Here is a 24,679-nt window from a genome sequence, read left to right as displayed (position 1 = left end):
CCGTGACGGGCTTCACCGTCCGTATCGCGACCGAGGCCGACATTCCGGCGCTTGTCGTCCTGATGGACCGGTCGATCGCCGGCCCGCTCGCCGCCTTCCTGACGCCGGCGCAGATCGCCGCCAGCCGGAGGTTGATGGGGCTGGACAGCCAGATCATTGCCGACCGCACCTATCTCATCGTCGAGGCCGACGACGTACTGGCCGGCTGCGGCGGCTGGAGCGGGCGGATTACCGCATACGGCGGCGACCACACGCCCGGCCGGGTCCCGGCCCCGCTGACGCCCGGCGTCGACGCCGCCCGCATCCGCGCCATGTATACCACGCCGGAGTTCGTCCGCCGGGGAGTCGGCCGGCTGATCCTCGCCCTGTGCGAAGCCGCCGCCCGCGCAGCCGGCTACGACCGCGTCGAACTGGTCGCCACCATGGGTGGGGAGCCCCTCTATGTCGCCAACGGCTATCGCGAGATCGAGCGTTTCGAGGACGACCGCGGCGGCGTGGCCGTGCCTCTGGTCAGAATGGGCAAAACCCTCAAGGATGCCGGTTCCTCGGGGGGAAACGACGATGCGTAAACTCGCCTTCGCCTGCGCTGTTCTCAGTCTCCTGATCCTGGCCGTGGCGACCGTGGCCGGCGGGCTGGCCTATCCCGGCTACAACCACCTGACCCAGTACATCAGCGAACTGGGCGCGACCGGCGCGACGACCGGGCGAGCGGTCAGCCTGGCCTTTATCACGTCCGGGGTCCTGCTGGCCGCCTTCTGGCTGCTCTGCGCGCAGCTGTTCCCGAAAGGCCCTCTGTCCATCATCGGTTTCGGACTGAGCGCGCTCAACGGGCTGGGCCTGACGCTCGGCGGGGTCTTTCCGTGTGACTTCGAATGCTCGCTTGAGAACGCCAGCAGTACGGCGATCCTGCACGATGTCTTCGGCGGCGTTGGCTATCTGTGCGGGGTGGTTGGCCTGATGCTGGTCGGCCTGGCCGCGCGGCACTGGCCGGGCGGCAGAAACCTGTTCCATCTCGCCATCGTCTGCGGTGCGCCCGCGGCCGGCGCGATCTGGCTCGTTCATCCCGCCTTCGAGTTCTACGGCGCCGCCCAGCGGGTTCTCGAGATCGCCCTCACCGTCTGGACCCTCGGCGTCGCCCTCGCCGTCCGCCGGCCGATGGCGCAGGCATGAGCCGGGAGCCAATGACCCCCGCCCGGCGCCTGCGCAATATCATCGGCGGTTCGGCCGGCAATCTGGTCGAGTGGTTCGACTGGTACGCCTATGCGGCCTTCACCCTGTATTTCGCCCCGGTCTTCTTTCCCAAGGGCGACGCCACCGCCCAATTGCTGAGCACGGCGGCCATCTTCGCCGTCGGCTTCTTCATGCGGCCGGTCGGGGCCTGGGTCATGGGCGTCTATTCGGATCGCAAGGGGCGCAAGGCGGGCCTGACCCTGTCGGTCACCCTGATGTGCACCGGCAGCCTGATCATCGGCCTGACGCCGGGCTATGCGTCTATCGGCGTCGCGGCCCCGGCCCTGCTGCTCTTCGCGCGACTGTTGCAGGGGCTCAGCGTCGGCGGCGAATACGGGTCGTCAGCAACCTATCTGTCCGAAATGGCCACGGCGAAGCACCGCGGCTTCTGGTCCAGCTTCCAGTACGTCACCCTGATCTCGGGCCAGCTTCTGGCCCTGCTGCTGCTGATCCTCCTGCAGCAAACCCTGAGCGAGCCTGACCTGAAGGCCTGGGGCTGGCGCATTCCATTCCTCTTTGGCGCGGCCCTGGCGGTCGTGGTCTTCTGGCTGCGTCGCCGGCTCGACGAGACCCGTGCGTTCGAGGGGGACATTTCAGGCCCGCCGAAATCCAGCGCCCTGCTGCTGATCACCAAACACCCGCGCGAGGCCCTTCTGGTGCTGGGCCTGACCGCCGGCGGCACGCTCGCCTTCTATGCCTACACGACCTATCTGCAGAAATTCCTCGTCAACACCACGGGCTTCTCAAAGGACGTCGCCACCCAGATCAGCGCCGCGGCCCTGTTCATCTTCATGCTGCTCCAGCCCGCCGTCGGGGCCCTGTCCGACCGCATCGGCCGCAAGCCGGTGATGATCGCGTTCGGCGTGTCAGGGGTGCTGTTCACCGTGCCGATCATGTCGTCTCTGGCCACGGCCGACAGCCCCTTCATCGCCTTCCTGCTGGCCATGGGTTCGCTGGTGATCGTCAGCGGCTACACCGCCATCAACGCCGTGGTGAAGGCCGAGCTGTTCCCGGCCCACATCCGCGCCCTCGGCGTCGCCCTGCCCTACGCCATCGCCAATGCCGTGTTCGGCGGCACGGCGGAATACGTCGCCCTGTGGTTCAAGTCCGAAGGGGTCGAGAGCGCCTTCTTCTGGTACGTGACCGGGATGATCGGCGTATCGCTGATGGTCTATCTGTTCATGCGCGACACCCGGCATCGCAGCCTGATCGTGCACGAGGACTGATCAGGCCTTGGGCGGAACCGGCACGGCGGGCGCGACGACGGGTGCCGCGTCGTCCTTGTCGGCCAGATAGACGATGCGGCAATCGCCCTCGATCGTCGTATAGCGCCCGTTCGCGGCATCCACGAAGGACAGCCGGCCCCCGTCATCATACTCGACCTTCCCGGTCGATCGTCCGGCATAGTTCTGCGTTCCGTAGGTCCAGCAGGTGATCTCGGCCGGTTGGTCGCCCCACGTGGTCGCATTGCGAGCGCGCTTGCTCTCGGTACAGGCGGACGCACCGAGGGCGACGACCGCCATGGTTCCGATCACGATCCATCTGGTCATGCTGCGAATCTCCCGCCTTTGTGGGCGTAGTCCTGGGTACCGCGCGTGATCACCCGGTCATAGGGCTGGATCTGTTCGATGCCGATATCGGACTGGCCCTTCAGCCGGTCATAGATCGGGCCGAAATCCTTCAAGGTCTCGCCTTTCAGGGCCTCGATCGAGTCGATGACGAAATAGACCTGCTGGAAGTCGTCGATCCGGTACAGCGTCCGCATCACCCGTTCGAGCTCGAAGCCCAGCCGGTTCGGCGACGGGTCCTCCAGCGAGAAGACACTCTCGGTCGCCGACGAGACGATCCCCGCGCCGTAGATGCGCAAACCGTCGGCCTCCTGCATCAAGCCGAACTCGACCGTGTACCAGTACAGCCGCGCCAGATTCTGCAGCATGCCCAGCGAGGCCGCCCGCTGTCCGCCCTTGCCGTAGGCTTCCATATAGTCCGCGAAATCCGGATCGCTGAGCATCGGCACATGGCCGAAGACATCGTGAAAGATGTCCGGCTCCTGCAGATAATCCAGCTGGTCGGGCTTGCGGATGAACTGGCCCGAGGGGAAGCGGCGGTTGGCCAGATGGTCGAAAAAGACGTCGTCCGGCACCAGCCCCGGCACGCAGACGACCGTCCAGCCGGTCAGGGCCTGAAGCTTGGGATTCATCACCGCGAAATCGGGAATGCCGCCGGTGTTCAGATCGAGCGCGCTCAGCCCCTTCATGAACACCTCGGCCGCGCGGCCGGGCAGGATCTTCATCTGCCGGGCATACAGTGTGTCCCAGGTCTGGTGCTCGACCGCCGAATACGCAGTCCAGTCCTGGGGGATGGTCCAGTCAGCCGCGGCACCCTCGGGCGGCTTTTCGAACACATGCTCGAAGTCTGACATGACATCTCCTGTTACCCGCGGGCTCTGACAGGCCCTTGCCGGCAATCTAGGCGCGCGACGTCTGCCGCGCCAGCGGGCCCGTCAGTGAATGGCGTGGGCCAGGGGCGCATGGCGGCCGTGGGCGTCGCTCGTGAACCAGCGCTGCTCGGCCTCCCGGGTCAGGGCCGAGAGTTCGGGATCGAACTCCAGCGCCGTCTCGGCGGCATAGGCGACGAAGCCGCCGTCTGGCCCGATGGCGAGAACCTGATAGAAGGGCTGGTCAGGCGTCACGGCTCCCGTCTCGGCAGGATCACCGGCGTAACGGGCGTCGATGTCCAGCACCACGCCACGGAAGGCGTCGTCCCGATGACGGACGATCTGGCCAAGGCCGAATTTCGCGACAGTTTGATCTTTCATCCCGGCAAGATGCGCCAACCAATCTGAGCCGGACCCTTGTCGTCCCGTTCATTTTCGCGTCACCCGCTTGGCGACGGTCGTTCGATGGTCCTAGGATGCTCTGGACGGGCGCCGCACTGGACCGCCCACCTTGAAAGTTCGGCCCATGCCGAAGACCGACGGCGCGCCACGGCGCGACGACCGGTCCCAGCCCCGACGACCCGATGGTCAGCGCGCCCGTGGCGGCGCTGCCAGCGGTTCCGGGACATCAGGTCGCGAAGCGCTGCTTTACGGCGCGCTCGATCTGGGGACCAACAATTGCCGGCTGCTGATCGCCCGGCCGGCGCGCGACGGGTTTCGGGTCGTCGATTCGTTCAGCCGCATCGTGCGTCTGGGCGAAGGCCTGACGCGCACGGGCCGTCTCGATGACGCCGCCATGGATCGGGCCTACGACGCCCTGGCCCTGTGCGGCGAACGTATCGCCAAAAAGGACGTCTCTTCATCGCGGCTGATGGCGGTGGCGACCCAGGCCTGCCGTCAGGCCGACAATGGTGCGGCCTTTGTTGAACGCGTTCGCCTCGGCACAGGGCTCAAGCTGCGGATCATCGACCCGGTCGAGGAAGCCCGGCTGGCGGTCGAGGGCTGTCTGAACCTGTTCGATCATTCTTCCGAGGCCGTGCTGGTGGTCGACGTCGGTGGTGGATCGACCGAACTCAGCTGGCTCAGGCTGACGGGCAGCGGCGGCTTCACGCTCGAGGGGTGGATGTCCGCGCCCGTCGGTGTCGTCACCCTCGCCGAACGGCATCCCGAACCGCAGAACGGACTGGACCTCTGGTATGAAGCCATGGTCGCGGACATGGGCCAGGCCATCGCCGCCGCGCCGGTGGATCCGGGTCTGCGGGACGTCTTCACCGGTGGCCGCGGCCATATGATCGGCACGTCCGGCGCGATCACCAGCCTAGCCGGCATCCATCTGGGTTTGCACCGTTACCAGAGAAACCTGGTCGACGGCCTCTGGATGAGCCGGGGCGACTGTGAGGACGCCGCCGCGAAACTGATGGCCATGGGGCCCGGGGGTCGCGCCGCCGAATCCTGTATCGGTCCCGATCGCGCCGATCTCGTTCTGGCGGGGGCCGCCATCATGGAGGCGGTCCAGCGGGCCTGGCCGTCTGAACGTGTCCGCGTCGCGGATCGCGGCCTGCGCGAGGGCCTGCTGCTGCAGCAGATGCGTGCCGAACAGACCGCCGGCCGCCGCCGGCGCCGGGGACGTGGCGGCCCGCGTCCCGATCCGGCTAGTTGACCACCTGAACCGGGAGGGTCACGTCGCAGACCGAGAAATCGGCTCCGCGCGCGGCCCGCGTCGTCTCGACCAAGGCCCGGAACCGGGGCGAATCCGTCGCCAGCACCTGCACTGAGGGCCGTTCAGCCTCCGGGATGCCGGCGGCGATCCTGACCCGTGTCATGCGGTCCGATTCAGCCCCGACCATGCCGTTGTCGCCGTCCCCGACCTTGAGGTTGCGCACCACATCCAGCCCTGACACCGTCATGCCCCAGATCGAATAGCGCTTGTCCAGCGCCGGATAGGCCTGACGCATCAGGAAGAACTGGCTGTTGGCCGTGTCATTGCCCTCGTCACGGGCCATGCCGGCGACACCGGGGCAATACAGCCCCCAGGCGTGCACCTTGCCGTCGGCCGTCATGGCGAAGGCGGAATCGGGCTGGGTCTGGATCGGCAGCGAATGCAAGAAGCCGACCCGGGCACCGGCCGGTTCGGCCACGGCGGCGAACGGCAGGGTGGCTTCACGGCGGAAGGTGAATTCGCCTTTCAGATCCGGATAGGGGCTCTGGCCCTCGCCATTGCCCAGAGGATCGCCGGTCTGGGCCATGAACCAGTCGATGACCCGATGCCACGGCACCCCGTCGTAAAAGCCCCGCCGTGCCAGAAGCTTGATCCGCTCCACATGCAGAGGCGCGACTTCGGGAGTCAGTTCGACCAGGATCCGGCCCTTGGTCGTATCGATGACCAGCAGGTTCTCGGACGACACCGTCCGCCACTCCGGAGCCACCATGGCGGCCTGCGGCGCGGGGACGGGCGGCGGGGGTGGTGTCCCGCCCGCATCCTGGGCCGCCGCACCGCCGGCTGCCATCCATGCCAGCACCGCAAGACCGAGAAACTGTCGCATCGTCGTCCCCCTCAATTCAGCCGCCCGTCACCTGGACCGGCGGCTGCACGTCGCAAACCGTAAAGCGCGCGCCCAGCTCTGTGCGTTTCTGCTCGACCAGAGCCGCGAACGCCGCGCTCCGCGGGACCATTACCCTAACCGTCGGACGTTGCCCCTCCGGCATGGCCGAGGCCGTACGGGCCCGGGTCATGATATCCGGGTCCACGACCTGTCCATTTCCGGCCTCGGATCCCGGCTTCAGCGCCTTGACCACATCCAGCCCCGACACGACCCGACCGAACGGCGCGTAGAGGCCGTTCAGATTTTCGTTCGCACCGGTCATCAGGAAGAACTGGCTGTTGGCGCTGTCCGGGTCCTCGTTGCGGGCCATGCCTGCGACCCCGGGACAGAAGAGGGCCTGGGCGGAGGTCTTGAAATCGGCCGTCACCATCATCTGGGCGTCGGGCTGGGTGAACACCGGCATGGAGCCCGCGACGCCCAGCAGACCCGTGGGCGCAGCCACCAGATTGACGAACCCCAGATCGCGACCGCGCCGGAACTGGAACTCGCCCGGGACGTCCGAAAGCTCGCTGCCCCCCGTCCCTGTACCGAGCGGATCGCCCGTTTGGGCCATGAAACCGGGCAGGACGCGATGGAATTTCAGGCCGTCGTAAAAGCCCTGATCCGCCAAGGTCCGGACCCGCTCCACCGACAGCGGCGCGACGGCCGGGTCCAGCTCGACCAGGACTCGCCCCTTGGCCGTGTCGATCACCAGAAGATTCTCGGGCGCGACCGTGCGCCAGTCACCGGAAGCCGTCTGGGCCGCCGCCGGGCCGACGGTGCCGAAAAGCGCCAGCGAAAGCGCGCCGATGGTTACGATCCTGAAGCTCATTCTATCCCTTGACCCTGTCCCGGACCGCCTTGGCGACGGCGGGGCTCACAAAACTGTCGATCGCGCCGTCCAGCCGGGCGATCTCCTTGACCAGCCGCGAGGCGATGGCCTGATGCCGCGGATCCGCCATCAGGAAGACGGTTTCGATGTCGGGATTGAGGCGCTGGTTCATCGCCGTCATCTGGAACTCGTATTCGAAGTCGGCGACCGCCCGAAGGCCGCGCACAATGATATTGGCGTCCAGTTCCTCGGCGAAATGCATCAGCAGGCTGGAAAACGGCCGCACCTCGACGCGGTCACCCAGATGCGCGACCTCGGCCTTCACCATCTCGACCCGCTCGTCGGTGGTGAACAACGGGCCCTTGTCGTCGTTGCGCGCCACGCCGATGACCAGCCGGTCGACCAGCTTTACCGCGCGTCCGATGATGTCCAGATGCCCGTTGGTGACAGGATCGAACGTGCCCGGATACAGGCCGATGCGCATACAGTCCTCCCCGCTTTCCAGAGGTTTAGCAGTCGTCGTCGTTACAGCCTAGATCGGTTGCAAGGGGTTCGATGCCCAGGCGGCCTGCAGCCTGTCGATCAGCACCGGCGGTGTCGCAAAGACTTGATCGCCGATCGCCGCCACGGCGCAGGCCGGGGTGGCGCTGTTGCAGATGAAGGCACCGTCAAATCTCGACAGGTCAGAAACGTGGACCGGGGCAGACACGCCCGTCAGTCCGACGGACCCGAGACCGCGTTCAACCAGCGCCTGGGCGATCCCTGCCAGCATCAGGGCCTGGGGCCAGATCACCTCAGAGCCCCGGATAAAGCCGATATTCCAGAGACTTCCCTCTGAAACATGGCCCTCAGCATCGACAAAAAGGGCATCATCGAAACCGGCGGCACGGGCCACACGCCGGGCCCGGATCAGCCCGAACGTGGCCACATGTTTGAGGTGCGGTGCCTCCCGCGCATAGGTCTGGACCTGCAGACGCACGCGGTCGGCCAGGGGCGGTGGCGGCGGCGACACGGCGATCATCACCCTGGGCCGCCCCGTCCAGTCAGGCGTACGCGGGCTGATCCCGGGCGAGAACAGGCTGACCCGCAACCAACAGTCTCCGCGCCCTGCCACAGCCGCCCGCACCAGTTCCCGCAGACGCGAATCACCGACCGGCTCACCGAACAGTTCAACCGCCTGGGCGTCCAGCCGCGCGACATGCAGGTCGAGTCCGCGTACACTGCCCTGCTCCACCCGGAACGAGGTGTAGGCGCCGTAGTTGACCAGTGCGACGTGGCTCAGATCGTCTGTGGTCGCCGGTTGACCATCCACCGATAGCTCAGGAGGCGCGGCCATCAAAAACTCCGCTCATCCCGGCGAAAGCCGGGACCCAGTGCTTTGGGCGTTTCGGCACCGCCGGGTTTCGCCGCCATCAATCCCATGCAGCTTGCCTCACCAAAGGACTGGGTCCCGGCTTTCGCCGGGATGAACGGCTTTAAGCCTCAGCCTTCGGTTTCTGCGCCGTTCGCCTCGTCCTCGACGGTGTCCTCACCCCCGCCACTGTCCGGCAGGCGTTCGACCGAGACCACCCGCTCGCCGTCGGCGGTGCGGAAGATGGTGACGCCCTGGCTGGAGCGGCCGACGATGCGGACCTGGCCCACCGGTGTGCGGATCATCTGTCCGCCTGAGGTAACCAGCAGCAGGTCGTCGCCGTCCTCGACCGGGAAGGAGGCCGCCAGACGCGTGCCCGCGCGGCCGCCGAGGCCATGGGCCGTCAGCCCCTGCCCGCCCCGGCCCGTGCGCCGGTACTCATAGGCCGAGGACCGCTTGCCGAAGCCCGTGTCGGTGACCGTCAGGATGAACTGCTCGGCCGCCCCGAGTTCGGCGATCCGTTCGATGCTCAGCGCGGCGTCGCCCGTGACGTCGTCGTCGGCATCGATCGCCGGCGTCTCGTCCTCACCCTCGCCCGTCGCCCGGCGCATGGCCGAGGCGTGTTTGACATAGGCCGCGCGTTCGTCCGGCGTCGCATCGACCCGGCCCAGCACGGCCATGGAGATGACCTCGTCGTCCTTCTGCAGACGCACGCCTCGCACGCCGGTGGAATCCCGGCCCTTGAACACACGCACGTCGTCGGCCTTGAAGCGGATGGCGCGGCCGAGCGCGGTCGTCAGCATGACGTCGTCCTCGGCGGTGCACAGGGCCACGCCGACCATGTGGTCGCCGTCTTCCAGCTTCATCGCGATCTTGCCGGCCCGGTTGACCGTCGCGAAGTCGCTCAGCTTGTTGCGCCTGACATCGCCCGACCGGGTGGCGAACATGATGTCGAGGTTGGCCCACTCGGCCTCGTCCTCGGGCAGCGGCAGGACGTTCATGATCGAATCGCCCGGCTCGATCGGCAGCAGGTTGACGAAGGCCTTGCCGCGCGACTGCGGACTGCCCAGCGGCAGACGCCAGGTCTTCAGCTTGTAGGCCTTGCCGTTGGTGGCGAAGAACAGCACCGGCGTATGGGTCGAGGCCGAGAACAGGCCGACGACGGCGTCGTCCTCCTTCATCGCCACACCCGACTTGCCCTTGCCGCCGCGATGCTGGGTCCGATAGGCGTTCAGCGCCACGCGCTTGACGTAGCCGCCGTGGGTGACCGTCACGACCATGTCCTCGCGCGGGATCAGGTCCTCGTCTTCCAGCTCGAAATCGCCCTCGCCGATGACGGTGCGGCGTGGCACGGCGAACTCGGACCGCACCAGAAGCAGGTCCTCGCGGATCACGGCCACGATGTTGGCCCGATCGCTCAGCAGCGTCAGATGACCCTGGATAGTGTCAGCAAGACCGCGGGCCTCGGCGAAGATGTCGTCACGGCCCAGGCCGGTCAGGCGGCTGAGTGTCAGGCCCAGGATGGCGCGGGCCTGTTCGTCGGTCAGGTTCAGCTTGTCGCCGTCGACCAGCATCGAGCGCGGGTCGGCAATCAGCTCGATCAGGGCAATCATGTCGCCCACCGGCCAGCTCTTGGCCTGCAGACGCTCGCGCGCCTCGGCCGGATCGGCCGAGCTGCGGATGATGTGAATGACCTCGTCGATATTGGCCACGGCCACGGCCAGACCGACCAGCACATGGCCGCGGTCGCGGGCCTTGGCCAGTTCAAACTTGATGCGGCGGACCACCACCTCTTCCCGGAACTCCAGGAAGGCTTCCAGCAACTGGCGCAGCCCCATCTGGATCGGGCGGCCATGGTTGAGCGCCAGCATGTTGACGCCGAACGAGCTCTGCATGGCGGTAAAGCGCCACAGCTGGTTCAGCACCACATCGCCAGACGCATCGCGCTTCAGCTCGATGACCATCCGCATGCCGTCGCGATCGGATTCGTCGCGGACGTCGGAAATGCCCTCGATCCGCTTCTCGCGGACCATTTCGACGATCCGCTCGATCAGGGTCTGTTTGTTGACCTGGTAGGGCAGCTGGGTGACGACGATGGCTTCGCGATCCTTGCGGATCGTCTCGATCGTCGCGACGCCGCGCACCATGACCGAGCCGCGGCCGTCGCGCAGGGCGTTGCGGGGCGCGGTGCGGCCCATGATCTCGCCACCGGTCGGGAAGTCGGGTCCGGGCACGATGTCCAGCAGGGCGTCGTCCGAAATATTGGCGTCATCCAGCAAGGCCACGCAGGCGTCGATGATCTCGCCCAGATTATGCGGCGGGATGTTGGTGGCCATGCCGACGGCGATGCCGCCGGCACCGTTGACCAGCAGGTTCGGGATCCGCGCCGGCAGAACGACGGGCTCGAGCTCTTTCTCGTCGTAGTTCGGCTGGAAATCGACGGTGTCCTTGTCGATGTCGGTCAGCAGGGCCGAGGCCGCCGGAGCCATCCGGGCCTCGGTGTATCGCATCGAGGCCGGCATATCGCCGTCGACCGAACCGAAATTGCCCTGGCCGTCGACCAGCATCAGCCCCATCGAGAACGGCTGGGCCATGCGCACCAGCGCCATATAGACCGAGGCGTCGCCGTGCGGGTGGAACCGGCCCAGCACGTCACCGACGACCCGCGCGCATTTCGAATAGGGCCGGTCGGGCGTCATCTTCAGGTCGTGCATCGAGTACAGGATGCGGCGGTGCACGGGCTTCAGCCCGTCGCGCGCGTCCGGCAGGGCGCGGGACACGATCACGCTCATGGCGTAGTCGAGATACGAGCGCCTCAGCTCGTCTTCGATGGTGATGATGGAGATGTCGCCGCCGCCGCCGCCCGAGACCGGGGGAAGCGCGTCGTTATAGCTGTCGTCAGTCAAGGAAATCAGGCTTTAAATGGCCGGAATCGGAACGTGATCCGCGAACAGGTTTTCTAGCATCCGGGGGCCCGCGTGGCAAAGACAAGCCGCCCGAGGCCTCTCGTCCAGACAGGGATTCCAGACCATGCGCCCGACCCGCCTCTCCGCCCTCGCCCTCCTGCCCCTGATGGCGCTCCCTGGAGGCTGTGTTTCGGTGACGTCCATGGGGTCTTCCGGCACGCCGGATCGGGCCGCGGTCGGTGACTTCGGCGAGGCCACGTTGATGAATACCGCCGGCGCGACCGTCGGTCGGGCCATCCTGACCCAGGGGGCGACGGGCCTGCTGATCCGCATCGAGGCTGACGGCCTGACCCCCGGCTGGCACGGGGCCCACATCCACGCCACCGGCCAGTGCGCTGCGCCCTTCACCTCGGCCGGAGCCCACATCAACCACGGCGACCCCAAGGCACCGCATGGCCTGCTCAACGCCGGTGGCCCCGACGACGGCGACCTGCCCAACGTCTTCGCCGATGCCCAGGGGCGCGTCCGGGCCGAGGTCTTCACCACCCGCGCCCGTATCGCGCCCGATGGCCCCGGCCAGTGGCTGTGGGACGCCGACGGTTCGGCCCTCGTCATCCATGCGAACATGGACGACCAGACCAGCCAGCCCATCGGCGGGGCCGGAGACCGCGTCATCTGCGGCGTGATGGCGGCGGGCTAGGGTCTATTCGGCGACGGGCCGCGTCAGGTCGAACTCGACCCGCAGATACCGGTTCTCGCGGCGCAGTTCATAGGCGTAGATCCGTCCCGGATGCACCTCGACCGCCCAGACATTGGTGGTCGAGACCGCGGCGTTGCCGGCGTTGAACAGTTCGATCGAGAACGCGTCGACCGGAAACTGCTGACGATTCGCCGTCCCCGCCGAAGTCGTGTCGCCGCCGTACCAGTGCAGGCCATCGGGATTGCCCTGCGGGTCGCGGTGATCGTGCTTCAGCGTCAGGCCGCCCTCCGGATTTCGGCTGATCACCCAGGTACGGGATTTGTCCGCGCCGACCCAGAACGGGATGCGGACCTCGTCGGCCGAACAGTCGCGCACATGCATCAGCAGGCGCGAGCGGGCGAAATCGGCGTCTGCGACGTCGGTGGTCACCACCCGGCCCTCGAACCGCTGCCCGCACAGGGCGTTGAGACTGGCCATAAAGGCGTCCTGTTGAGGCACAGGCGCGGGAACCGTGGCGCAGGCGGACAGGATGAGAGCGGCGGCGAGGGCGGCGATCTGTTTCATCCAGACAGCCTAGCCCGAAGAGCCGGCCTAGCCTAACCTGATGGCCATGGCAGACACCGTGACACTTCGACTGATCATCGATGATCCGGTCCCCGGGGTGCGCTACAGCCTGCAGAAGGACGACCTGCCGTTCGAACCGCTGACCGCCGGCGAGGACCCGGTCTCGTTCGAGGTCCCGATCACCCTCCACCCGGACGGCCGCATCACGGGTCCGTTCGTGCGACGCGAGGGGCCAAAGCGCCGCTTCGTCTACATCCGTATCGGCACATCGGCGGGCGACCACGCCAGTGTCTGGAGCCGACGGGCCAAGATCGACATCCACGACATCCCCCCGGCCCTCCTCGTCCCCGGCGCCGTTCTGGAGGTCCATCTGCCCGGCCGCGGCAAGGACGGTTCGCCCGCCTGCGCCACCGTCCGACGCCGGGGCGAATGGCAGGCCGCAAGTCGCCGTTGACTTCCGGCCGCGCCTGAGTATGTTCCGCGCCTCTTATTTCCAGCGGCTTTTGCCGTCGCAAAGGTAATTCCCGATGGCCAAGCCCGCCTCTATCAAGATCCGCCTGAACTCCTCGGCCGACACCGGCTTCTTCTACGTCACCAAGAAGAATGCCCGGACCATGACCGAGAAAATGGTCGTCAAGAAGTACGACCCCGTCGTGCGCAAGCACGTCGAGTTCAAGGAAGGCAAGATCAAGTAAGGCCAACGCCTTGCTGGATACGAAAACGCCCGGCGGCAACGCCGGGCGTTTTTCTTTGCCGTGCTAGACTGACAAAATGACTGATCCCACCGACGAGCCGCAGGTCCCTACGCCCGAAACGACCGAGAGCCCCGTCCAGCGGGCGCTCCGCCTCAAGAAAGCGGCGATCGAGGCGCGTGAGAAGCCGCCGCGCGGCGGCCGCTTCCAGCGCGAACAGGCCGCGCGCATAGCCACCGGAAAGTCCAAGCCCTGGATGAGCCGCTGAAGGCCCCTAGGCCGCCCGGGCGATGACCTGGTTGCGTCCGTGGGCCTTGGCCTCATAGACGCCTTCGTCCGCCCGCTTGAGCAGGGCCTCAGGTGTGTCGTCCAGGCCCGTGCTTGCGGCCACGCCGACCGAAATCGTGATCGTCAGCCCCTCGGTGCCCCCCATGATCGGGAAGGGCTGGGCCGCCACGTCACGCCGGATCCGGTCGGCGACGCGGGTGGCGTCTTCCAGGCTGGCCCCGGGCATGACGACCACGAACTCCTCGCCGCCGAGGCGGCACGGCAGGTCGATGGCGCGGACATTGGTCGCCAGACGCACGCCGAACTCGCGCAGCACCTCGTCACCGGCGTCATGGCCGAAACTGTCGTTGACCACCTTGAAGTGGTCGATGTCCATCACCAGCACGGCCACGGGATCGCCCCCCTGCCCGGCCCGGCTCATCAGCCCCTGCAACTGGCCCGCCATATAGCGACGGTTGTGCAGGCCCGTCAGAGCGTCGGTGACGGCCATCTCGAGGCTGTAATCCAGCTTCTGCTTGAGGAAATCGGCATAGCGTTTGCGCTTGATCTGGGTCCGGGTCCGCGCCTCCAGCTCCTCGGGGTCAACGGGCCGGGGCAGGATGTCGTTGACCCCCAGCTCCAGCGCCTTCAGCAGGCGCGGCCGGTCGGACTGATCGACCACCGCCAGGATCGGCAGACGGCGGGATGCCTCCGTTGACCGGATCTGGGCCACGAATCGCAGGCCATCGAACTCCGAGCTCGACACATTGACGATCATCAGATCGACCGGCCCACGCGCCGCGATCAGCGCCGCCGCCGGGTCGGCTTCCACCGTCGGCCGATGCTCGCCGGCCAGATGTTCGACCATCTTCTCGGCCTGACGCGCATTGTCGTCGACGATCAGCACCCGCCCGCCCGAGCCGCGCAGACGCCCCGCGCCGTCGGTGTCGACGCCCATCTTGCGGCCGCTCTCCTCGCGCTCGCGCAGTTCGTCCATCACGGACTTCAGGCGCACAAGGGACTTTACCCGGGCGAACAGGATGACGTCATCGATCGGCTTGGTGACGAAGTCGTCCGCCCCGGCGTCCAGACCCTTGATCTTGTCCTCGCGGCCGTCGAGCGCGGTCACCAGCACGACGGGGATGTGACGGGTCACCGGGTCGGCCTTCAGCCGCCGGCAGGTCTCGAACCCGTCCATGCCGGGCATCATCACGTCCAGCAGGATGATGTCGGGCCGTTCGTCCGACGCGATCTGCAGCGCCGTCGCGCCGTCGCAGGCGGTCAGCACCTCATAGTACTCGAGCGTCAGCTTGGCCTCGAGCAGGCGGACGTTCGGCTCGACGTCGTCAACGACAAGAATGCGCGCCGTCATCGATCCCTATCCCAGATGTTTCCGGACCACGTCGAGGAAATGCATCACCGAAATGGGTTTGGAGATATAGGCCTCGCACCCGCCCTGGCGGATCCGTTCCTCGTCGCCCTTCATGGCGAAGGCGGTGACGGCGATGACGGGGATGTGGCTCAGTTCCTCATCGTCCTTCAGCCACTTCGTGACCTCCAGCCCCGAGATCTCGGGCAGCTGGATGTCCATCAGGATCAGATCGGGATGGTGCAGGCGCGCCAGAGCCAGAGCCTGCAACCCCTCGCGGGTCTGCAGGGTCTCGTAGCCCTGGGAATCAAGCAGATCATGAAAGAGCTTCATGTTCAGCTCGTTATCCTCGACGATGAGGACTTTCTTGGACATCATCACCTGGCCTGTCGCCTCGCGGAGTGCGGCTGCACGGAGGCTTGTCGCCTTCTTCGTGCACTGTGACCCAACGGGTCTTAAGTTGGGGTGAAGCGTCACACAGGGCTCGACCTTGCCGATCCTCGCCATCTGCCGCGACTGCCTCTGGACCGGCGACCACAGGGTCGCCCGCTGCCAGGCCTGCGATTCGCGCCGCGTGGTCTGCCATGACGAGCTGGATCAGCTGACCATCGCCCATCTCGACTGCGACGCCTTCTACGCCTCGGTCGAGAAACGCGACCGCCCCGAGCTACGCGACCGGCCGGTTATCGTCGGCGGCGGCCGGCGCGGTGTGGTCTCGACCTGCTGCTATGTGGCGCGCCAGTACGGCGTCCATTCCGCCATGCCGATGTTCAAGGCGCTCAAGGCCTGCCCCGAGGCCGTCGTCATCAAGCCCGACTTCCGCAAATACATCGCGGCCAGCGAGGCCATCTTCGGCGCTGTCGCCAGGTTGACCCCGCTGGTCCAGACCCTGTCTCTGGACGAAGCCTGGATCGGTCTGGCCGGGACCGAACGCCTCAACGGCGGCCCGCCCGCCCTGCAGCTGATTCGGCTCCAGAAGCAGATCGAGGACGACACGGGCCTGACCGTCTCGATCGGCCTTGCTATTAACAGGTTCCTCGCCAAGGTCGCGTCAGAACTGGATAAGCCGCGCGGCTTCTCGGTCCTCGGCTCCGAAGCGAAGGCGGTCCTGGCACCGAAGCCGATCCGCATCCTGCCCGGGGTCGGTCCGGTGTTCGCGAAAACTCTCAACAGCGACGGCTTCGCCACCGTCGGCGACCTGGCCGCCGCCGAGGTACGCGACCTGGTCAAACGCTATGGCGAGACCGGCCTGCGGCTGCACGACCTGGCCCATGGCCGCGACGCGCGGACGGTCAATCCCGTCCATGACCGCAAGGGCATGAGCGCCGAGACCACCTTCAACGAGGACCTGACATCCGCCCAGGACCTCGAGGCTGAACTCTGGCCGCTGTGCGAGAAACTGGCGACCAAGGCCCGCCGCGACGGCGTGGCCAGCCGGGTGCTGGTGCTGAAGTTGCGCCGCACCGACTTCAGGATCGTCACCCGCCGCATCTCCCTGCCCGAGCCCGTCCAGACGGCCCGGGCCCTGTTTGCCGCCGCCCGGGGCCTGATGGCCCCCGAACTGGGACGGCCCTACCGCCTGATCGGCATCGGCATGGGCGAGGTCATTGACGCGGTCGATGCGCCGGCGCTGTTCGAGACGCCCGAAGCCCGGGCTCTGAAGACCGAGACCGCCATCGATGCGCTGCGGGCGAAATTCGGCGCGAACGCGGTCGTGGCGGGTCGCGCCCTGAAGGATTGAGACACGGACGGGTTTGTTCGTTCCGCCCCAGCGCCCCCTCCGTTGTCCGCCCCGGGGCAGCGAGGACCCGGCACCGCCGTCCACGGAGACGGCAAAGAGTCGCGCCCGCCGTCACAGAACCATGATGACCGCGCGCACCGCGCCCGTCATAAGCGCAGCCGTAAATCCGGAGACCTCCATGCGCCTGCATCGCCGCGAATTGATGGCCGGTTCCGCCGCCGCCCTGGCCTTTTCGGGCCTCGCCCGCAGCGTCGAGGCCCAGGCCCAGGCCGCGACCGGGGAGACCTATGTCAACCAGGTCACCGGCTATGGTCCGCTCGTGCGCGACCCCAACGGCCTGTTCGACCTGCCGCAGGGCTTCAGCTACCGCGTCATCTCCCAGGGCGGCGAGACCATGTCGGACGGCCTGCTGGTCCCCGGCCAGTTCGACGGCATGGGATGTTTCCCGCTCGGCGGCAGCCGCGTCGCCCTGGTCCGGAACCACGAGCTCAAGGGCAGGTCACCCAGCCACCGTAACTGGGGACCCGGCGGCTACCATCAGGAGCGGCTCGATCGTCTCGACAAGGCCCGCGCCTATGACACCTATAAGGACGGCCGCGTCCTGCCCGGCGGGACGACGACTCTCGTCTATGATCTGGCCACCGGCGAGACCGTCAGCCAGCACCTGAGCCTGGCCGGGACCTCGACCAACTGCGGTGGTGGCATCACCCCGTGGGGCAGCTGGCTGACCTGCGAAGAGACCGAGGAAAAGCCGGAAACCGCCGATGTGAGCAAGCCGCACGGCTATGTCTTCGAGGTACCGGCGGCAGCGACCGGGCTCGTCGATCCCGTCCCGCTAAAGGCCATGGGCCGGTTCGATCACGAGGCCGTGGCGATCGATCCCCGCACGGGAATCGTCTATCTGACCGAGGACAAGGGCGACGGCCTGTTCTACCGCTTCATTCCGACGACGCCCGGCAAGCTCGCCGAGGGCGGCAAACTGCAGGCGCTGGCCTTCCGCGACGCGCACGGCTCGGACAGCTCCAATCACAGAGACCGGGTCTGGAACGTCGGCGACTGGAAGCAGGTCGACTGGATCGATCTGGAAGACGTCGACAGCCCGAACGACGATCTGCGTGCCCGCGGCCACGCCGCCGGGGCGACGCTGGTGTCACGTGGTGAAGGCATCTTCTGGGGCGACGGCGAACTGTATCTGACCGCCACCTCGGGCGGCCCGATCGAGCGCGGCCAGATCCTGCGCTATGTGCCCTCGCCCGACGAGGGCAAGCGCGGCGAGCGCCGTCGACCCGGGCGGCTTCAGCTGTTCGTCGAGACGACCGACGAAAAATCCCTGAACATGGGCGACAACCTGACCGTCGCGCCCTGGGGCCATCTGATCGTCTGTGAGGACAACTATTCGGACACCCTGCGCAATCATCTCAAGGGCGTGACGCCGGATGGCCGCCTCTACACGATCGGCCGCAACGTGTTTCAGGGCAATTCCGAGCTGGCGGGCGTCTGTTTCGCGCCTGACAACCAGACCATGTTCGTGAACATCCAGTACCCCGGCATCACCCTGGCGATCACAGGCCCCTGGAGCGCGGTCCGGACGTAAACAGCCGCGCCTGGGAGCGCCGGACCAGCCACAGGTTCAGCGTCGCCGCCGTCAACACCAGCGCCGCCCCCGCCTGATGCAGGGCACCGAGCCACAGGGGCACGGCGTGAACCAGGGTCACGATCCCCATCAGGGCCTGCAGCCACAGGGCGGCGGCGACGACAAAGGCCGAAACGCCCAGTCCCTCGGCCAGCCGCCAGCGCCAGGCCTGCACCGCATAGACGGTCCCGCCGATCAACAGGCCATAGGCCCAGATCCGGTGGTTGAACTGCACCAGGGCCTGATCATGCAGGAAGGCGAGCGCCCCCTTGCCCCAGTCCACCGGGCCCAGGATCGCGCCGTTCATCATCGGCCAGTCGGTGTAGATAAATCCGGCCTTGGCCCCTGCCACCAGCCCGCCCAGCAGGCACTGGATGAAGACCGCGCCCAGAAGCACGCCCGCGGCCCGGCTCCAGCCCTGCGGCGACCGCGCATGCGATTCGCCGTTCCAGGCCTCGAGCCCGGTCCAGATCAGACCCATGAAAATCAGCAGCGCCAGTCCGAGATGGGTCGCCAGCCGTTCAGGCGCGACATCGACCCGTTCCGACAGTCCGCTGGACACCATCCACCAGCCGATGAACCCCTGCAGCCCGCCCAGCCCCAGCAGCACCGCGCAGCGCACAATTAGCCGCCGCGGCACGCGCCGCAGGATCAGGAACACCACGAAGGGCAGGAAGAAGGCCACCCCGATCAGTCGCCCGAACAGCCGGTGGGCCCATTCCCACCAGAAGATTCCCTGGAAATCGCCCATGCTCATGCCGGCGTTGACCTGGGCGTACTGCGGAATGGCGCGATATTTCTCGAAGGCCACCTGCCAGTCGGCCGCGTTCATCGGCGGCAGCGCGCCCATGATCGGCTTCCACTCGGTAATCGACAGGCCGGACCCGGTCAGCCGGGTCACGCCGCCGACCACGACCATGCAAAAGACCAGGACCGCGCAGGCAAAGAGCCAGATGGCGACCGCCCGGCTCTGATCGCCACTGATGAAACGCTTCATTCGACGCCCGCCGTCCCGACCGTTACAGTACCGGCGCGTCAGGTGGCCGACGCCGGAGATGAGCGGTATGCCCGCCCATGACGGCGAGATCGAGTCGCTTGTCGGCGTCGCATCGACGCAACCAGGGAGAGGCCGTTGCAGTACGCCGACATCGCCATTGCCGTTCTGGGGGCCTTTGCCCTGGCGTGGCTGGCTGACCTGTTCACCGGTCGCCGCGGCCTGTTCGCCACCTCGCTGGTGTCCGCCGTCGCGGCCGTGGCCGGCTGGTTCCTGGCCATTCGCGTCTTCGGCATCGGCACGATGGACGAATGGGGCTGGGTCATCTGGTCGCTCGCCGCCTCGGCCCTCGCGCTCGGCGGCTTCTTCCTGTTCCGGAGCAAGCGCTGATCATGGGGGCGCGGACTCGTCGTTTCGTGGCCATGGTAGGCGTCCTGGTCTTCCTCAGCGGCTGGATCTGGGGGGCGATCGCGATTCGCGGTTTGCTGCCGCCGTCCCAGGTGATCGACCTGCTGGTCTTCGCCGTCGCCGGCATCGGCTGGGGCGTGCCGCTCTATCCGCTGTTCCGCTGGGCCGAGGGCGGAGCCGACAGGGACTGACGCCGGAATTGCAAAGGGGCCGTCCTGAGACGACCCCTTCAACCAACCGATTTTTCAGAAGAAAAATGGTCGGAGCGACAGGATTCGAACCTGCGACCCCTTGACCCCCAGTCAAGTGCGCTACCAGGCTGCGCCACGCTCCGAGAGGCGCTCCCTATAGACGGGGTTCGCGGCACCGCAAACCGAAAAAGCGGCTGTCAGTCGCTTCTTGACAGGACGGCTTCCAATCGGGCCCGCGCGCCCTCCAGTTCGGCCAGCACCTGACGCAGGCGGATGGTCGACGCCCCGCCTCCTGTCGATACGGAAACCTCGGCGGGGGCCGCGCCCTCGGGCTCGAACGTCACCGTTCCATCCGGATCGCCATAGTGGGCGAGGCGTTTCAGCCCCTGTTCCTTGTGCAGCCGCTGGACGCCCTTGATGGTCAGGCCTTCCTCGTGCAGCAGCCGCTTGACGGCCTTCAGCACCACGATGTCCTGCGGGCGATAGAAGCGCCGCCCCCCGGCCCGCTTCAGCGGCGCGAGGAACAGGAATTTCGTCTCCCAGAAGCGCAGCACATGCCGTGGCGCGCCAACCTCGTCAGAGGCTTCTGAAATCGTCCGGAAGGCGTTGGGGCTTTTGGCCAAGGGATCAGGTGCTCACGACGGCGTCGTGAACCCGGCCCTTCATGATCTGGGACGCCCGGAAGCTGATGACCCGACGGGGGTGGATCGCCGCCGGCTGGCCGGTCTTCGGATTGCGACCCATGCGGGCGCTCTTCTCGCGCACCTGGAAAACGCCGAAGCCCGACAGCTTCACCGTTTCACCGCGCTCGAGCGATTCGATGATCAGTTCCAGCGTGCGCTCGACCAGCGACGAGCATTCCTGCCGGGACAGGCCGACTTCTTCGTGAACGGCTTCACAAAGGTCCGCGCGTGTCAGGGTCTGGTGTTCGGGCAAGGTCCGCTCCCCTCCAAAGGTCGGTCACCGACATAAAAGGGCAAGCGTGGTCAAATGGAAAGCCGGAAATACGCCCTAGAGACGAAAGGCGCACGCACCCCAGGTCAGACCGCCGCCCATGGCCTCCAGCAGCACCAGATCGCCCCGTTTGATCCGGCCGTCCTGGATGGCGGCGTCCAGGGCCAGGGGAATCGACGCGGCCGAGGTGTTGGCGTGGGTGGCCACGGTCGAGATGACCTTGTGTTCGTCCAGCCCCAGACGGTCGCCGACGCCCTTGATGATGCGCTGGTTGGCCTGGTGCGGCACGAACCAGTCGACATCCGCGACGGTGATGTTCGACGCCGCGCAGGCGGCGGTGATCGCCTCGGCGATGTTCACCACGGCGTGCCGGAAGACCTGGTTTCCCGCCATGCGGAGATGACCCACCGTGCCCGTCGTCGCCGGTCCACCGTCGACATAGAGCAGGTCGGTCTTGGTCCCGTCGCAGCGCAGGGCAAAGCCCAGCAGGCCTTGATCTTCCTTGGTCCCCTGCCCCTCCCGCGGCTCGACGACGACAGCCCCGGCCCCGTCCCCGAACAGGACGCAGGTCGAACGGTCGGTCCAGTCCATCAGCCGGGTCATCTCCTCGGCGCCGATGACCAAGGCGCATCTGGCCAGCCCCCGGGCGACGAACCCGTCGGCCACGCTCAGCGCATAGACAAAGCCCGAGCAGACGGCCTGGACATCGAAGGCGATGCAGACGGGGGCCCCGAGCTTGCGCTGCACGATCGAGGCGACCGAGGGAAAGGTCATGTCGGGCGTGGTCGTGGCGACGATGATCATGTCGACCTCGGCCGCCGTCCGGCCGGCATCGGTCAGCGCCCGTCTGGCCGCCTCTGTCGCCAGGTCGCTGGTCGGCTGGTCATCGCGCGCCCTGTGGCGCTGCCGGATGCCGGTGCGCTCGACGATCCATTCGTCAGAGGTGTCGACGATCTTCGCCAGGTCGGCGTTGGTAACGACCTGTTCCGGCAGGAACGAGCCGACACCGGTCACAGCACTGCGGACGACGCTCACCGGACAGTCTCCATGGCCGGTTCCGCCGGAGCAGCGGGCGGCTGTTCGAGCACGGCGGTCAGGCGACTGAAACTCTCGCTGACCTTGACCAGATAGTCACTGCGGGCCAGTTCGACAGCCACCCGAATGGCGGCACCGTAGCCACCGGGCGTCGCCCCGCCATGGCTTTTCACGACAATGCCGTTCAGACCCAGCAGTGGCCCGCCGTTGATGGCGTTGGGGTCGATCTTCTGACTCATGCGTCTCAGCGCCGGCATGGCCAACAGCGCACCCAGCTTTGCCAGCGGGCTGGACGTCAGCGCGTCCTTCATCAGCGAGGCGATGAATTTGGCCACGCCTTCGGCCGTCTTCAGGGCGATATTGCCGGTGAAGCCGTCGGTCACGATCACGTCCACCGTGCCCTTGGCGATGTCAGTGCCCTCGACGAAACCGAAATAGTCGAGCCCGAAGCCGCCTTCGCGCAACAGGCGCGCCGCCTCGCGCACCTCCTCATGGCCCTTCATGTCTTCCGAGCCGACGTTCAAAATGCCGATGGTCGGTTTCGCCACCCCGTGGACGGCGGTCATGAAGGCCTCGCCCATGATGGCGAACTCCACGAGCTGGGCCGCGTCGCTTTCGACATTGGCCCCGACGTCGAGCACGGCCGTGATCCCTTTGGGCGTCGGCCAGCCGGCCACGATCGCAGGCCGCTCCAGGCCGGGCGCGGACATCCGCAACAGCAGCTTGGAGATCGCCATCAGGGCCCCGGTATTGCCGGCCGACACGATCGCCCCGGCCTCACCCGTCTTGACCGCCTCGATGGCGTTCCACAGGCTCGACCCCTTGCCGCGGCGCATCGCCTGCGCCGGCTTCTCATCCATGGCCACGACCTTGTCGGTATGTCGGACCAGGCAGACATCGTCGGTCAGTCCGCATCGCGCCATCTCGGCCCGGATCGTGGTCTCGTCGCCGTGCAGCAGGAAGCGCACGCCGGCACCGCCGTGGCGCTTGCGGTAATCACGGACGCCGGGAACCACGACCGAGGGACCGTGGTCCCCGCCCATGGCGTCGAGCGAAATCAGGATGGGGGATGACAAGCCGTTTCGACTCCGTCGCGCCGGTCGTCCGGCGCTTGTCAGTAAGGCGACGATAGCGCCACACCGGGGGGATGCAACCGCTCGGCCCCTGCGTCAACCTTCGTCAGAAGGCCTTGGTTGCTTCAGGATTGCGAACGGCGATATTTCGGCGGGTTCCGGCGGCTGAACGAACTCGGCCCCGGGTTTGCGCGGGAACGGATCCAGCCGGAGCGCCAGTTGTTCGACCGCATACTGGCCGAGGTCGATCTGGCCGTCCTCGATCAGGTCGGGTGATTCGTCGTCGAGCGTGATGACGATCTCGTCGGAGTCCTCGTCCACGGCCTCGGCCAGGGTCAGGGCAAACGGCGCGTCCACCTCGACGGGCAGCGGTTCGAGGGTAATCCCGCAGGTCTGGGCCAGACTCGCCCGGACCCGGCCGGACAATCGCCACCCGGCCGCGGTGGGAGCGAGGTTCATTTCGGCGGTGAAGGCCTCAAGCGAGGCAAGGTCCAGGGCCCGGGCGATCCGGGCGCGGGCCGCGGCATCGGGCTCCAGCGTCCGTTTCACGCCGCCCGGCACTTGATGCAGGCGAACCGGCTCGCTGTAGGGAAGGTTCGGAACCGTCATGCCCCGACCTCCGCCCAGTCGGGACCCGCCACCACGGCGTCGAACGTTTGCGCGGCCAGACGCGCCCGGCTGCCCAGCGCATAGCTGGCCAGGGCGGCGCCGGCCGCGGACTCCTCGCTCTCATAGACGTTGCGCGCCAGACCCTCGGACAGGGCGACGGGATCGTTGTCGCGCAGCGGGGTCTCCCAGGCCTTCATGCGACCGTACATGGCCTCGCCGAGCTTGCGCATCTTCTTGCCGACCGAGATGTCGCCGACGCCGAGTTCGCGCAGGGCATTGTCCAGCGCCGAGACATAGGTGTCGAACAGGTCCTGCCCGATCTCGGCACCGCGCTCGCCCTCGTCCCGCAGGCGCATGACCAGCAGCAGCACATGCAGGGTGTAGAGCTCGAACCGCGCATCGATTCGGTCGGCCACGCCCAGCCGCGTATAAAAGCCGGGATCGCGGGCCTGGCGCACCGCCAGTTCATACAGTGTCTGGCCCGGACGCGCCCGGGACCCGGTACGGAAGAGATTCTGAAGCATGATCATGCGGCCCCTTTTCTGCCGCGCCGTTGAACTAAGGCTCCGGTCCGGTTAGGTCAAAGACCTTGTTGAAGTCGCAGGCGCCGCAAATGCTCCGTTCCAAGCTCCTTATCGCCGTCCTGTCGGCCACGGCCCTGACCGCCGCCTGCGCCCCGGTGGTGGGCCAGAACGGGTTCCAGGTCATCGACGCCAAGCCCGCCGACATCGTCGCGGGCACGGACACCAAACAAACGGTTCTGACCAAGCTCGGCACGCCGTCGACGACCTCGGCCTTCGAGCGCGACAATGTCTGGTACTACATCAGCCAAGTGACCGAGAAATACACCTACAACCGCGCCCATGTGACCCAGCGGTCGGTGACTGAAATCACCTTCAACGACGCCGGCCAGGTGTCGGGCGTGAATTCGCTCGGTCTCGAGGACGGTCGCGTCGTCGCCATGAACGGCCGCGAGACGCCGACCCGCGGACGCCAGCTGACCATCCTCGAGCAACTGCTGGGCAACGTGGGCCGCGGCCAGTTGCCGCGCACCGACGAAGACACGCCGGGCCAGCAGCGCCGCGAATAGGCGCGCGATCCAGCCGGAACG

31 protein-coding genes and 1 tRNA gene are annotated in these 24,679 nt (G+C 67.0%); 13 read left to right on the top strand and 19 right to left on the bottom strand.

Annotated elements, in window-relative coordinates:
• Positions 1 to 2 precede the first annotated feature (2 nt).
• Genes ACP7AS_RS08355 through ACP7AS_RS08345 form a run of 3 tightly spaced genes read left to right on the top strand, consistent with a single transcriptional unit; the run spans position 3 to position 2,456 of the window.
• Positions 3 to 569 (top strand): GNAT family N-acetyltransferase, encoded by a 567-nt coding sequence (locus tag ACP7AS_RS08355; protein WP_426028403.1) that lies wholly within the window; start codon positions 3 to 5, stop codon positions 567 to 569.
• Positions 562 to 1,170, top strand: a complete 609-nt coding sequence (locus ACP7AS_RS08350) for a DUF998 domain-containing protein (protein ID WP_426028402.1) — start codon at positions 562 to 564, stop codon at positions 1,168 to 1,170. Before ACP7AS_RS08355 ends, ACP7AS_RS08350 begins: the two co-directional genes overlap by 8 nt.
• Before the next feature lie 11 nt (positions 1,171 to 1,181).
• Positions 1,182 to 2,456: an MFS transporter gene (locus ACP7AS_RS08345; protein WP_426028401.1), complete on the top strand. Its 1,275-nt coding sequence runs from the start codon at positions 1,182 to 1,184 to the stop codon at positions 2,454 to 2,456.
• Here the strand turns inward: ACP7AS_RS08345 and ACP7AS_RS08340 are convergent, their stop codons facing one another.
• The 3 genes from ACP7AS_RS08340 to hspQ all read right to left on the bottom strand — a co-directional run bounded on the left by ACP7AS_RS08340 (position 2,457) and on the right by hspQ (position 4,048).
• Complete coding sequence (locus ACP7AS_RS08340; protein WP_426028400.1) at positions 2,457 to 2,780, bottom strand: hypothetical protein; 324 nt, start codon at positions 2,778 to 2,780, stop codon at positions 2,457 to 2,459.
• Complete coding sequence (gene phhA / locus ACP7AS_RS08335) at positions 2,777 to 3,652, bottom strand: phenylalanine 4-monooxygenase (protein WP_426028399.1); 876 nt, start codon at positions 3,650 to 3,652, stop codon at positions 2,777 to 2,779. Before phhA ends, ACP7AS_RS08340 begins: the two co-directional genes overlap by 4 nt.
• An 81-nt stretch (positions 3,653 to 3,733) precedes the next feature.
• The gene (hspQ, locus tag ACP7AS_RS08330) at positions 3,734 to 4,048 is read right to left on the bottom strand and encodes a heat shock protein HspQ (RefSeq protein ID WP_426028398.1); all 315 of its coding nucleotides are present in this window, start codon (positions 4,046 to 4,048) and stop codon (positions 3,734 to 3,736) included.
• Between the two features lie 145 nt (positions 4,049 to 4,193).
• Here hspQ and ACP7AS_RS08325 point away from each other — a divergent pair, with 145 nt between their 5' ends.
• The gene (locus ACP7AS_RS08325; protein ID WP_426028397.1) at positions 4,194 to 5,327 is read left to right on the top strand and encodes a Ppx/GppA phosphatase family protein; all 1,134 of its coding nucleotides are present in this window, start codon (positions 4,194 to 4,196) and stop codon (positions 5,325 to 5,327) included.
• On the opposite strand, the gene ACP7AS_RS08320 is transcribed toward ACP7AS_RS08325, so the two are convergent.
• The 5 genes from ACP7AS_RS08320 to gyrA all read right to left on the bottom strand — a co-directional run bounded on the left by ACP7AS_RS08320 (position 5,320) and on the right by gyrA (position 11,338).
• Positions 5,320 to 6,210 (bottom strand): peptidylprolyl isomerase, encoded by an 891-nt coding sequence (locus ACP7AS_RS08320; RefSeq protein ID WP_426028396.1) that lies wholly within the window; start codon positions 6,208 to 6,210, stop codon positions 5,320 to 5,322. The two genes, ACP7AS_RS08325 and ACP7AS_RS08320, sit on opposite strands and share 8 nt — an antisense overlap.
• 16 nt (positions 6,211 to 6,226) lie before the next feature.
• Positions 6,227 to 7,081: a peptidylprolyl isomerase gene (locus ACP7AS_RS08315; protein WP_426028395.1), complete on the bottom strand. Its 855-nt coding sequence runs from the start codon at positions 7,079 to 7,081 to the stop codon at positions 6,227 to 6,229.
• A gap of 1 nt (position 7,082) precedes the next feature.
• Positions 7,083 to 7,565 (bottom strand): pantetheine-phosphate adenylyltransferase, encoded by a 483-nt coding sequence (gene coaD / locus ACP7AS_RS08310; RefSeq protein WP_426028394.1) that lies wholly within the window; start codon positions 7,563 to 7,565, stop codon positions 7,083 to 7,085.
• 48 nt (positions 7,566 to 7,613) lie between these two features.
• The gene (locus ACP7AS_RS08305; RefSeq protein WP_426028393.1) at positions 7,614 to 8,417 is read right to left on the bottom strand and encodes an aminotransferase class IV; all 804 of its coding nucleotides are present in this window, start codon (positions 8,415 to 8,417) and stop codon (positions 7,614 to 7,616) included.
• 146 nt (positions 8,418 to 8,563) lie between these two features.
• Complete coding sequence (gene gyrA / locus ACP7AS_RS08300; RefSeq protein WP_426028392.1) at positions 8,564 to 11,338, bottom strand: DNA gyrase subunit A; 2,775 nt, start codon at positions 11,336 to 11,338, stop codon at positions 8,564 to 8,566.
• 124 nt (positions 11,339 to 11,462) lie between these two features.
• On the opposite strand from gyrA, the gene ACP7AS_RS08295 reads away from it, so the two are divergent.
• Complete coding sequence (locus ACP7AS_RS08295) at positions 11,463 to 12,038, top strand: superoxide dismutase family protein (RefSeq protein ID WP_426028391.1); 576 nt, start codon at positions 11,463 to 11,465, stop codon at positions 12,036 to 12,038.
• Positions 12,039 to 12,041: 3 nt separating this feature from the next.
• Here ACP7AS_RS08295 and ACP7AS_RS08290 read toward each other — a convergent pair whose 3' ends face one another.
• A complete protein-coding gene (locus tag ACP7AS_RS08290) occupies positions 12,042 to 12,602 on the bottom strand; it encodes a hypothetical protein (protein WP_426028390.1) in 561 nt (186 codons plus the stop codon).
• A 58-nt stretch (positions 12,603 to 12,660) separates the two neighbouring features.
• Between ACP7AS_RS08290 and ACP7AS_RS08285 the strand changes: the two genes are divergently transcribed.
• The 3 genes from ACP7AS_RS08285 to ACP7AS_RS08275 all read left to right on the top strand — a co-directional run bounded on the left by ACP7AS_RS08285 (position 12,661) and on the right by ACP7AS_RS08275 (position 13,562).
• Positions 12,661 to 13,056 (top strand): DUF5990 family protein, encoded by a 396-nt coding sequence (locus tag ACP7AS_RS08285; RefSeq protein WP_426028389.1) that lies wholly within the window; start codon positions 12,661 to 12,663, stop codon positions 13,054 to 13,056.
• Positions 13,057 to 13,129: 73 nt separating this feature from the next.
• On the top strand, positions 13,130 to 13,297 hold the full coding sequence (rpmG, locus tag ACP7AS_RS08280) for a 50S ribosomal protein L33 (RefSeq protein ID WP_055830646.1): 168 nt from the start codon (positions 13,130 to 13,132) through the stop codon (positions 13,295 to 13,297).
• 76 nt (positions 13,298 to 13,373) lie between these two features.
• Positions 13,374 to 13,562, top strand: coding sequence for a hypothetical protein (locus ACP7AS_RS08275; RefSeq protein ID WP_426028388.1), 189 nt, complete (start codon positions 13,374 to 13,376; stop codon positions 13,560 to 13,562).
• 6 nt (positions 13,563 to 13,568) lie between these two features.
• On the opposite strand, the gene ACP7AS_RS08270 is transcribed toward ACP7AS_RS08275, so the two are convergent.
• A complete protein-coding gene (locus ACP7AS_RS08270; protein WP_426028387.1) occupies positions 13,569 to 14,933 on the bottom strand; it encodes a PleD family two-component system response regulator in 1,365 nt (454 codons plus the stop codon).
• 6 nt (positions 14,934 to 14,939) lie between these two features.
• Entirely contained in the window at positions 14,940 to 15,305 is a 366-nt protein-coding gene (locus ACP7AS_RS08265) for a response regulator (protein ID WP_426028386.1), read from the bottom strand.
• 115 nt (positions 15,306 to 15,420) lie between these two features.
• Here ACP7AS_RS08265 and ACP7AS_RS08260 point away from each other — a divergent pair, with 115 nt between their 5' ends.
• Positions 15,421 to 16,671, top strand: coding sequence for a DNA polymerase IV (locus ACP7AS_RS08260; protein ID WP_426028385.1), 1,251 nt, complete (start codon positions 15,421 to 15,423; stop codon positions 16,669 to 16,671).
• Positions 16,672 to 16,849: 178 nt separating this feature from the next.
• Entirely contained in the window at positions 16,850 to 18,265 is a 1,416-nt protein-coding gene (locus ACP7AS_RS08255) for an alkaline phosphatase PhoX (protein WP_426028384.1), read from the top strand.
• Here ACP7AS_RS08255 and ACP7AS_RS08250 read toward each other — a convergent pair.
• Positions 18,234 to 19,301, bottom strand: coding sequence for a COX15/CtaA family protein (locus ACP7AS_RS08250; protein ID WP_426028383.1), 1,068 nt, complete (start codon positions 19,299 to 19,301; stop codon positions 18,234 to 18,236). The genes ACP7AS_RS08255 and ACP7AS_RS08250 overlap by 32 nt on opposite strands.
• A 135-nt stretch (positions 19,302 to 19,436) precedes the next feature.
• Here ACP7AS_RS08250 and ACP7AS_RS08245 point away from each other — a divergent pair, with 135 nt between their 5' ends.
• Together ACP7AS_RS08245 and ACP7AS_RS08240 are read left to right on the top strand one after the other, a co-directional pair.
• Positions 19,437 to 19,688 carry a transglycosylase gene (locus ACP7AS_RS08245; protein WP_426028382.1) on the top strand — a complete coding sequence of 84 codons (252 nt, stop codon included), beginning with the start codon at positions 19,437 to 19,439 and terminating at the stop codon, positions 19,686 to 19,688.
• A gap of 2 nt (positions 19,689 to 19,690) precedes the next feature.
• Positions 19,691 to 19,897: a DUF2842 domain-containing protein gene (locus ACP7AS_RS08240; protein ID WP_426028381.1), complete on the top strand. Its 207-nt coding sequence runs from the start codon at positions 19,691 to 19,693 to the stop codon at positions 19,895 to 19,897.
• 66 nt (positions 19,898 to 19,963) lie between these two features.
• Here ACP7AS_RS08240 and ACP7AS_RS08235 read toward each other — a convergent pair.
• The 7 genes from ACP7AS_RS08235 to ACP7AS_RS08205 form a co-directional block, all read right to left on the bottom strand.
• Positions 19,964 to 20,040, bottom strand: a tRNA-Pro gene (locus ACP7AS_RS08235).
• A gap of 54 nt (positions 20,041 to 20,094) precedes the next feature.
• Positions 20,095 to 20,520, bottom strand: a complete 426-nt coding sequence (locus ACP7AS_RS08230) for a MerR family transcriptional regulator (protein ID WP_426028380.1) — start codon at positions 20,518 to 20,520, stop codon at positions 20,095 to 20,097.
• A gap of 4 nt (positions 20,521 to 20,524) precedes the next feature.
• Positions 20,525 to 20,833 (bottom strand): integration host factor subunit alpha, encoded by a 309-nt coding sequence (locus ACP7AS_RS08225; protein WP_426028379.1) that lies wholly within the window; start codon positions 20,831 to 20,833, stop codon positions 20,525 to 20,527.
• A gap of 75 nt (positions 20,834 to 20,908) precedes the next feature.
• Positions 20,909 to 21,886: a beta-ketoacyl-ACP synthase III gene (locus tag ACP7AS_RS08220; protein ID WP_426028378.1), complete on the bottom strand. Its 978-nt coding sequence runs from the start codon at positions 21,884 to 21,886 to the stop codon at positions 20,909 to 20,911.
• A complete protein-coding gene (plsX, locus tag ACP7AS_RS08215) occupies positions 21,883 to 22,962 on the bottom strand; it encodes a phosphate acyltransferase PlsX (RefSeq protein WP_426028377.1) in 1,080 nt (359 codons plus the stop codon). Before plsX ends, ACP7AS_RS08220 begins: the two co-directional genes overlap by 4 nt.
• 93 nt (positions 22,963 to 23,055) lie before the next feature.
• Positions 23,056 to 23,568, bottom strand: coding sequence for a YceD family protein (locus tag ACP7AS_RS08210; protein WP_426028376.1), 513 nt, complete (start codon positions 23,566 to 23,568; stop codon positions 23,056 to 23,058).
• Positions 23,565 to 24,098, bottom strand: a complete 534-nt coding sequence (locus ACP7AS_RS08205; RefSeq protein WP_426028375.1) for a ubiquinol-cytochrome C chaperone family protein — start codon at positions 24,096 to 24,098, stop codon at positions 23,565 to 23,567. The genes ACP7AS_RS08210 and ACP7AS_RS08205 overlap by 4 nt, the downstream gene beginning before the upstream one ends.
• An 83-nt stretch (positions 24,099 to 24,181) precedes the next feature.
• On the opposite strand from ACP7AS_RS08205, the gene ACP7AS_RS08200 reads away from it, so the two are divergent.
• Positions 24,182 to 24,658: an outer membrane protein assembly factor BamE gene (locus ACP7AS_RS08200; RefSeq protein ID WP_426028374.1), complete on the top strand. Its 477-nt coding sequence runs from the start codon at positions 24,182 to 24,184 to the stop codon at positions 24,656 to 24,658.
• The last annotated feature ends 21 nt before the right edge of the window (positions 24,659 to 24,679 follow it).

The sequence above is a fragment of the Brevundimonas sp. TWP2-3-4b2 genome, from assembly GCF_049897345.1.
Classification (GTDB): domain Bacteria; phylum Pseudomonadota; class Alphaproteobacteria; order Caulobacterales; family Caulobacteraceae; genus Brevundimonas.
The sequence above is the reverse complement of the archived record's forward strand: the minus strand, read 5'-3'. Positions and strand labels throughout refer to the sequence as shown.

Bases quoted from the DNA above. Each gene is read 5' to 3' on its own strand.
- hspQ (WP_426028398.1), bottom strand. From the start codon at position 4,048: ATGAAAGATCAAACTGTCGCGAAATTCGGCCTTGGCCAGATCGTCCGT.
- ACP7AS_RS08290 (WP_426028390.1), bottom strand. From the start codon at position 12,602: ATGAAACAGATCGCCGCCCTCGCCGCCGCTCTCATCCTGTCCGCCTGC.
- ACP7AS_RS08210 (WP_426028376.1), bottom strand. From the start codon at position 23,568: ATGACGGTTCCGAACCTTCCCTACAGCGAGCCGGTTCGCCTGCATCAA.
- ACP7AS_RS08250 (WP_426028383.1), bottom strand. From the start codon at position 19,301: ATGAAGCGTTTCATCAGTGGCGATCAGAGCCGGGCGGTCGCCATCTGG.
- ACP7AS_RS08305 (WP_426028393.1), bottom strand. From the start codon at position 8,417: ATGGCCGCGCCTCCTGAGCTATCGGTGGATGGTCAACCGGCGACCACA.
- ACP7AS_RS08240 (WP_426028381.1), top strand. From the start codon at position 19,691: ATGGGGGCGCGGACTCGTCGTTTCGTGGCCATGGTAGGCGTCCTGGTC.
- ACP7AS_RS08295 (WP_426028391.1), top strand. From the start codon at position 11,463: ATGCGCCCGACCCGCCTCTCCGCCCTCGCCCTCCTGCCCCTGATGGCG.
- ACP7AS_RS08350 (WP_426028402.1), top strand. From the start codon at position 562: ATGCGTAAACTCGCCTTCGCCTGCGCTGTTCTCAGTCTCCTGATCCTG.
- ACP7AS_RS08325 (WP_426028397.1), top strand. From the start codon at position 4,194: ATGCCGAAGACCGACGGCGCGCCACGGCGCGACGACCGGTCCCAGCCC.
- ACP7AS_RS08270 (WP_426028387.1), bottom strand. From the start codon at position 14,933: ATGACGGCGCGCATTCTTGTCGTTGACGACGTCGAGCCGAACGTCCGC.
- ACP7AS_RS08255 (WP_426028384.1), top strand. From the start codon at position 16,850: ATGCGCCTGCATCGCCGCGAATTGATGGCCGGTTCCGCCGCCGCCCTG.
- rpmG (WP_055830646.1), top strand. From the start codon at position 13,130: ATGGCCAAGCCCGCCTCTATCAAGATCCGCCTGAACTCCTCGGCCGAC.
- ACP7AS_RS08205 (WP_426028375.1), bottom strand. From the start codon at position 24,098: ATGATCATGCTTCAGAATCTCTTCCGTACCGGGTCCCGGGCGCGTCCG.
- phhA (WP_426028399.1), bottom strand. From the start codon at position 3,652: ATGTCAGACTTCGAGCATGTGTTCGAAAAGCCGCCCGAGGGTGCCGCG.
- coaD (WP_426028394.1), bottom strand. From the start codon at position 7,565: ATGCGCATCGGCCTGTATCCGGGCACGTTCGATCCTGTCACCAACGGG.
- ACP7AS_RS08320 (WP_426028396.1), bottom strand. From the start codon at position 6,210: ATGCGACAGTTTCTCGGTCTTGCGGTGCTGGCATGGATGGCAGCCGGC.
- ACP7AS_RS08275 (WP_426028388.1), top strand. From the start codon at position 13,374: ATGACTGATCCCACCGACGAGCCGCAGGTCCCTACGCCCGAAACGACC.
- ACP7AS_RS08345 (WP_426028401.1), top strand. From the start codon at position 1,182: ATGACCCCCGCCCGGCGCCTGCGCAATATCATCGGCGGTTCGGCCGGC.
- ACP7AS_RS08340 (WP_426028400.1), bottom strand. From the start codon at position 2,780: ATGACCAGATGGATCGTGATCGGAACCATGGCGGTCGTCGCCCTCGGT.
- ACP7AS_RS08265 (WP_426028386.1), bottom strand. From the start codon at position 15,305: ATGTCCAAGAAAGTCCTCATCGTCGAGGATAACGAGCTGAACATGAAG.
- ACP7AS_RS08200 (WP_426028374.1), top strand. From the start codon at position 24,182: ATGCTCCGTTCCAAGCTCCTTATCGCCGTCCTGTCGGCCACGGCCCTG.
- ACP7AS_RS08315 (WP_426028395.1), bottom strand. From the start codon at position 7,081: ATGAGCTTCAGGATCGTAACCATCGGCGCGCTTTCGCTGGCGCTTTTC.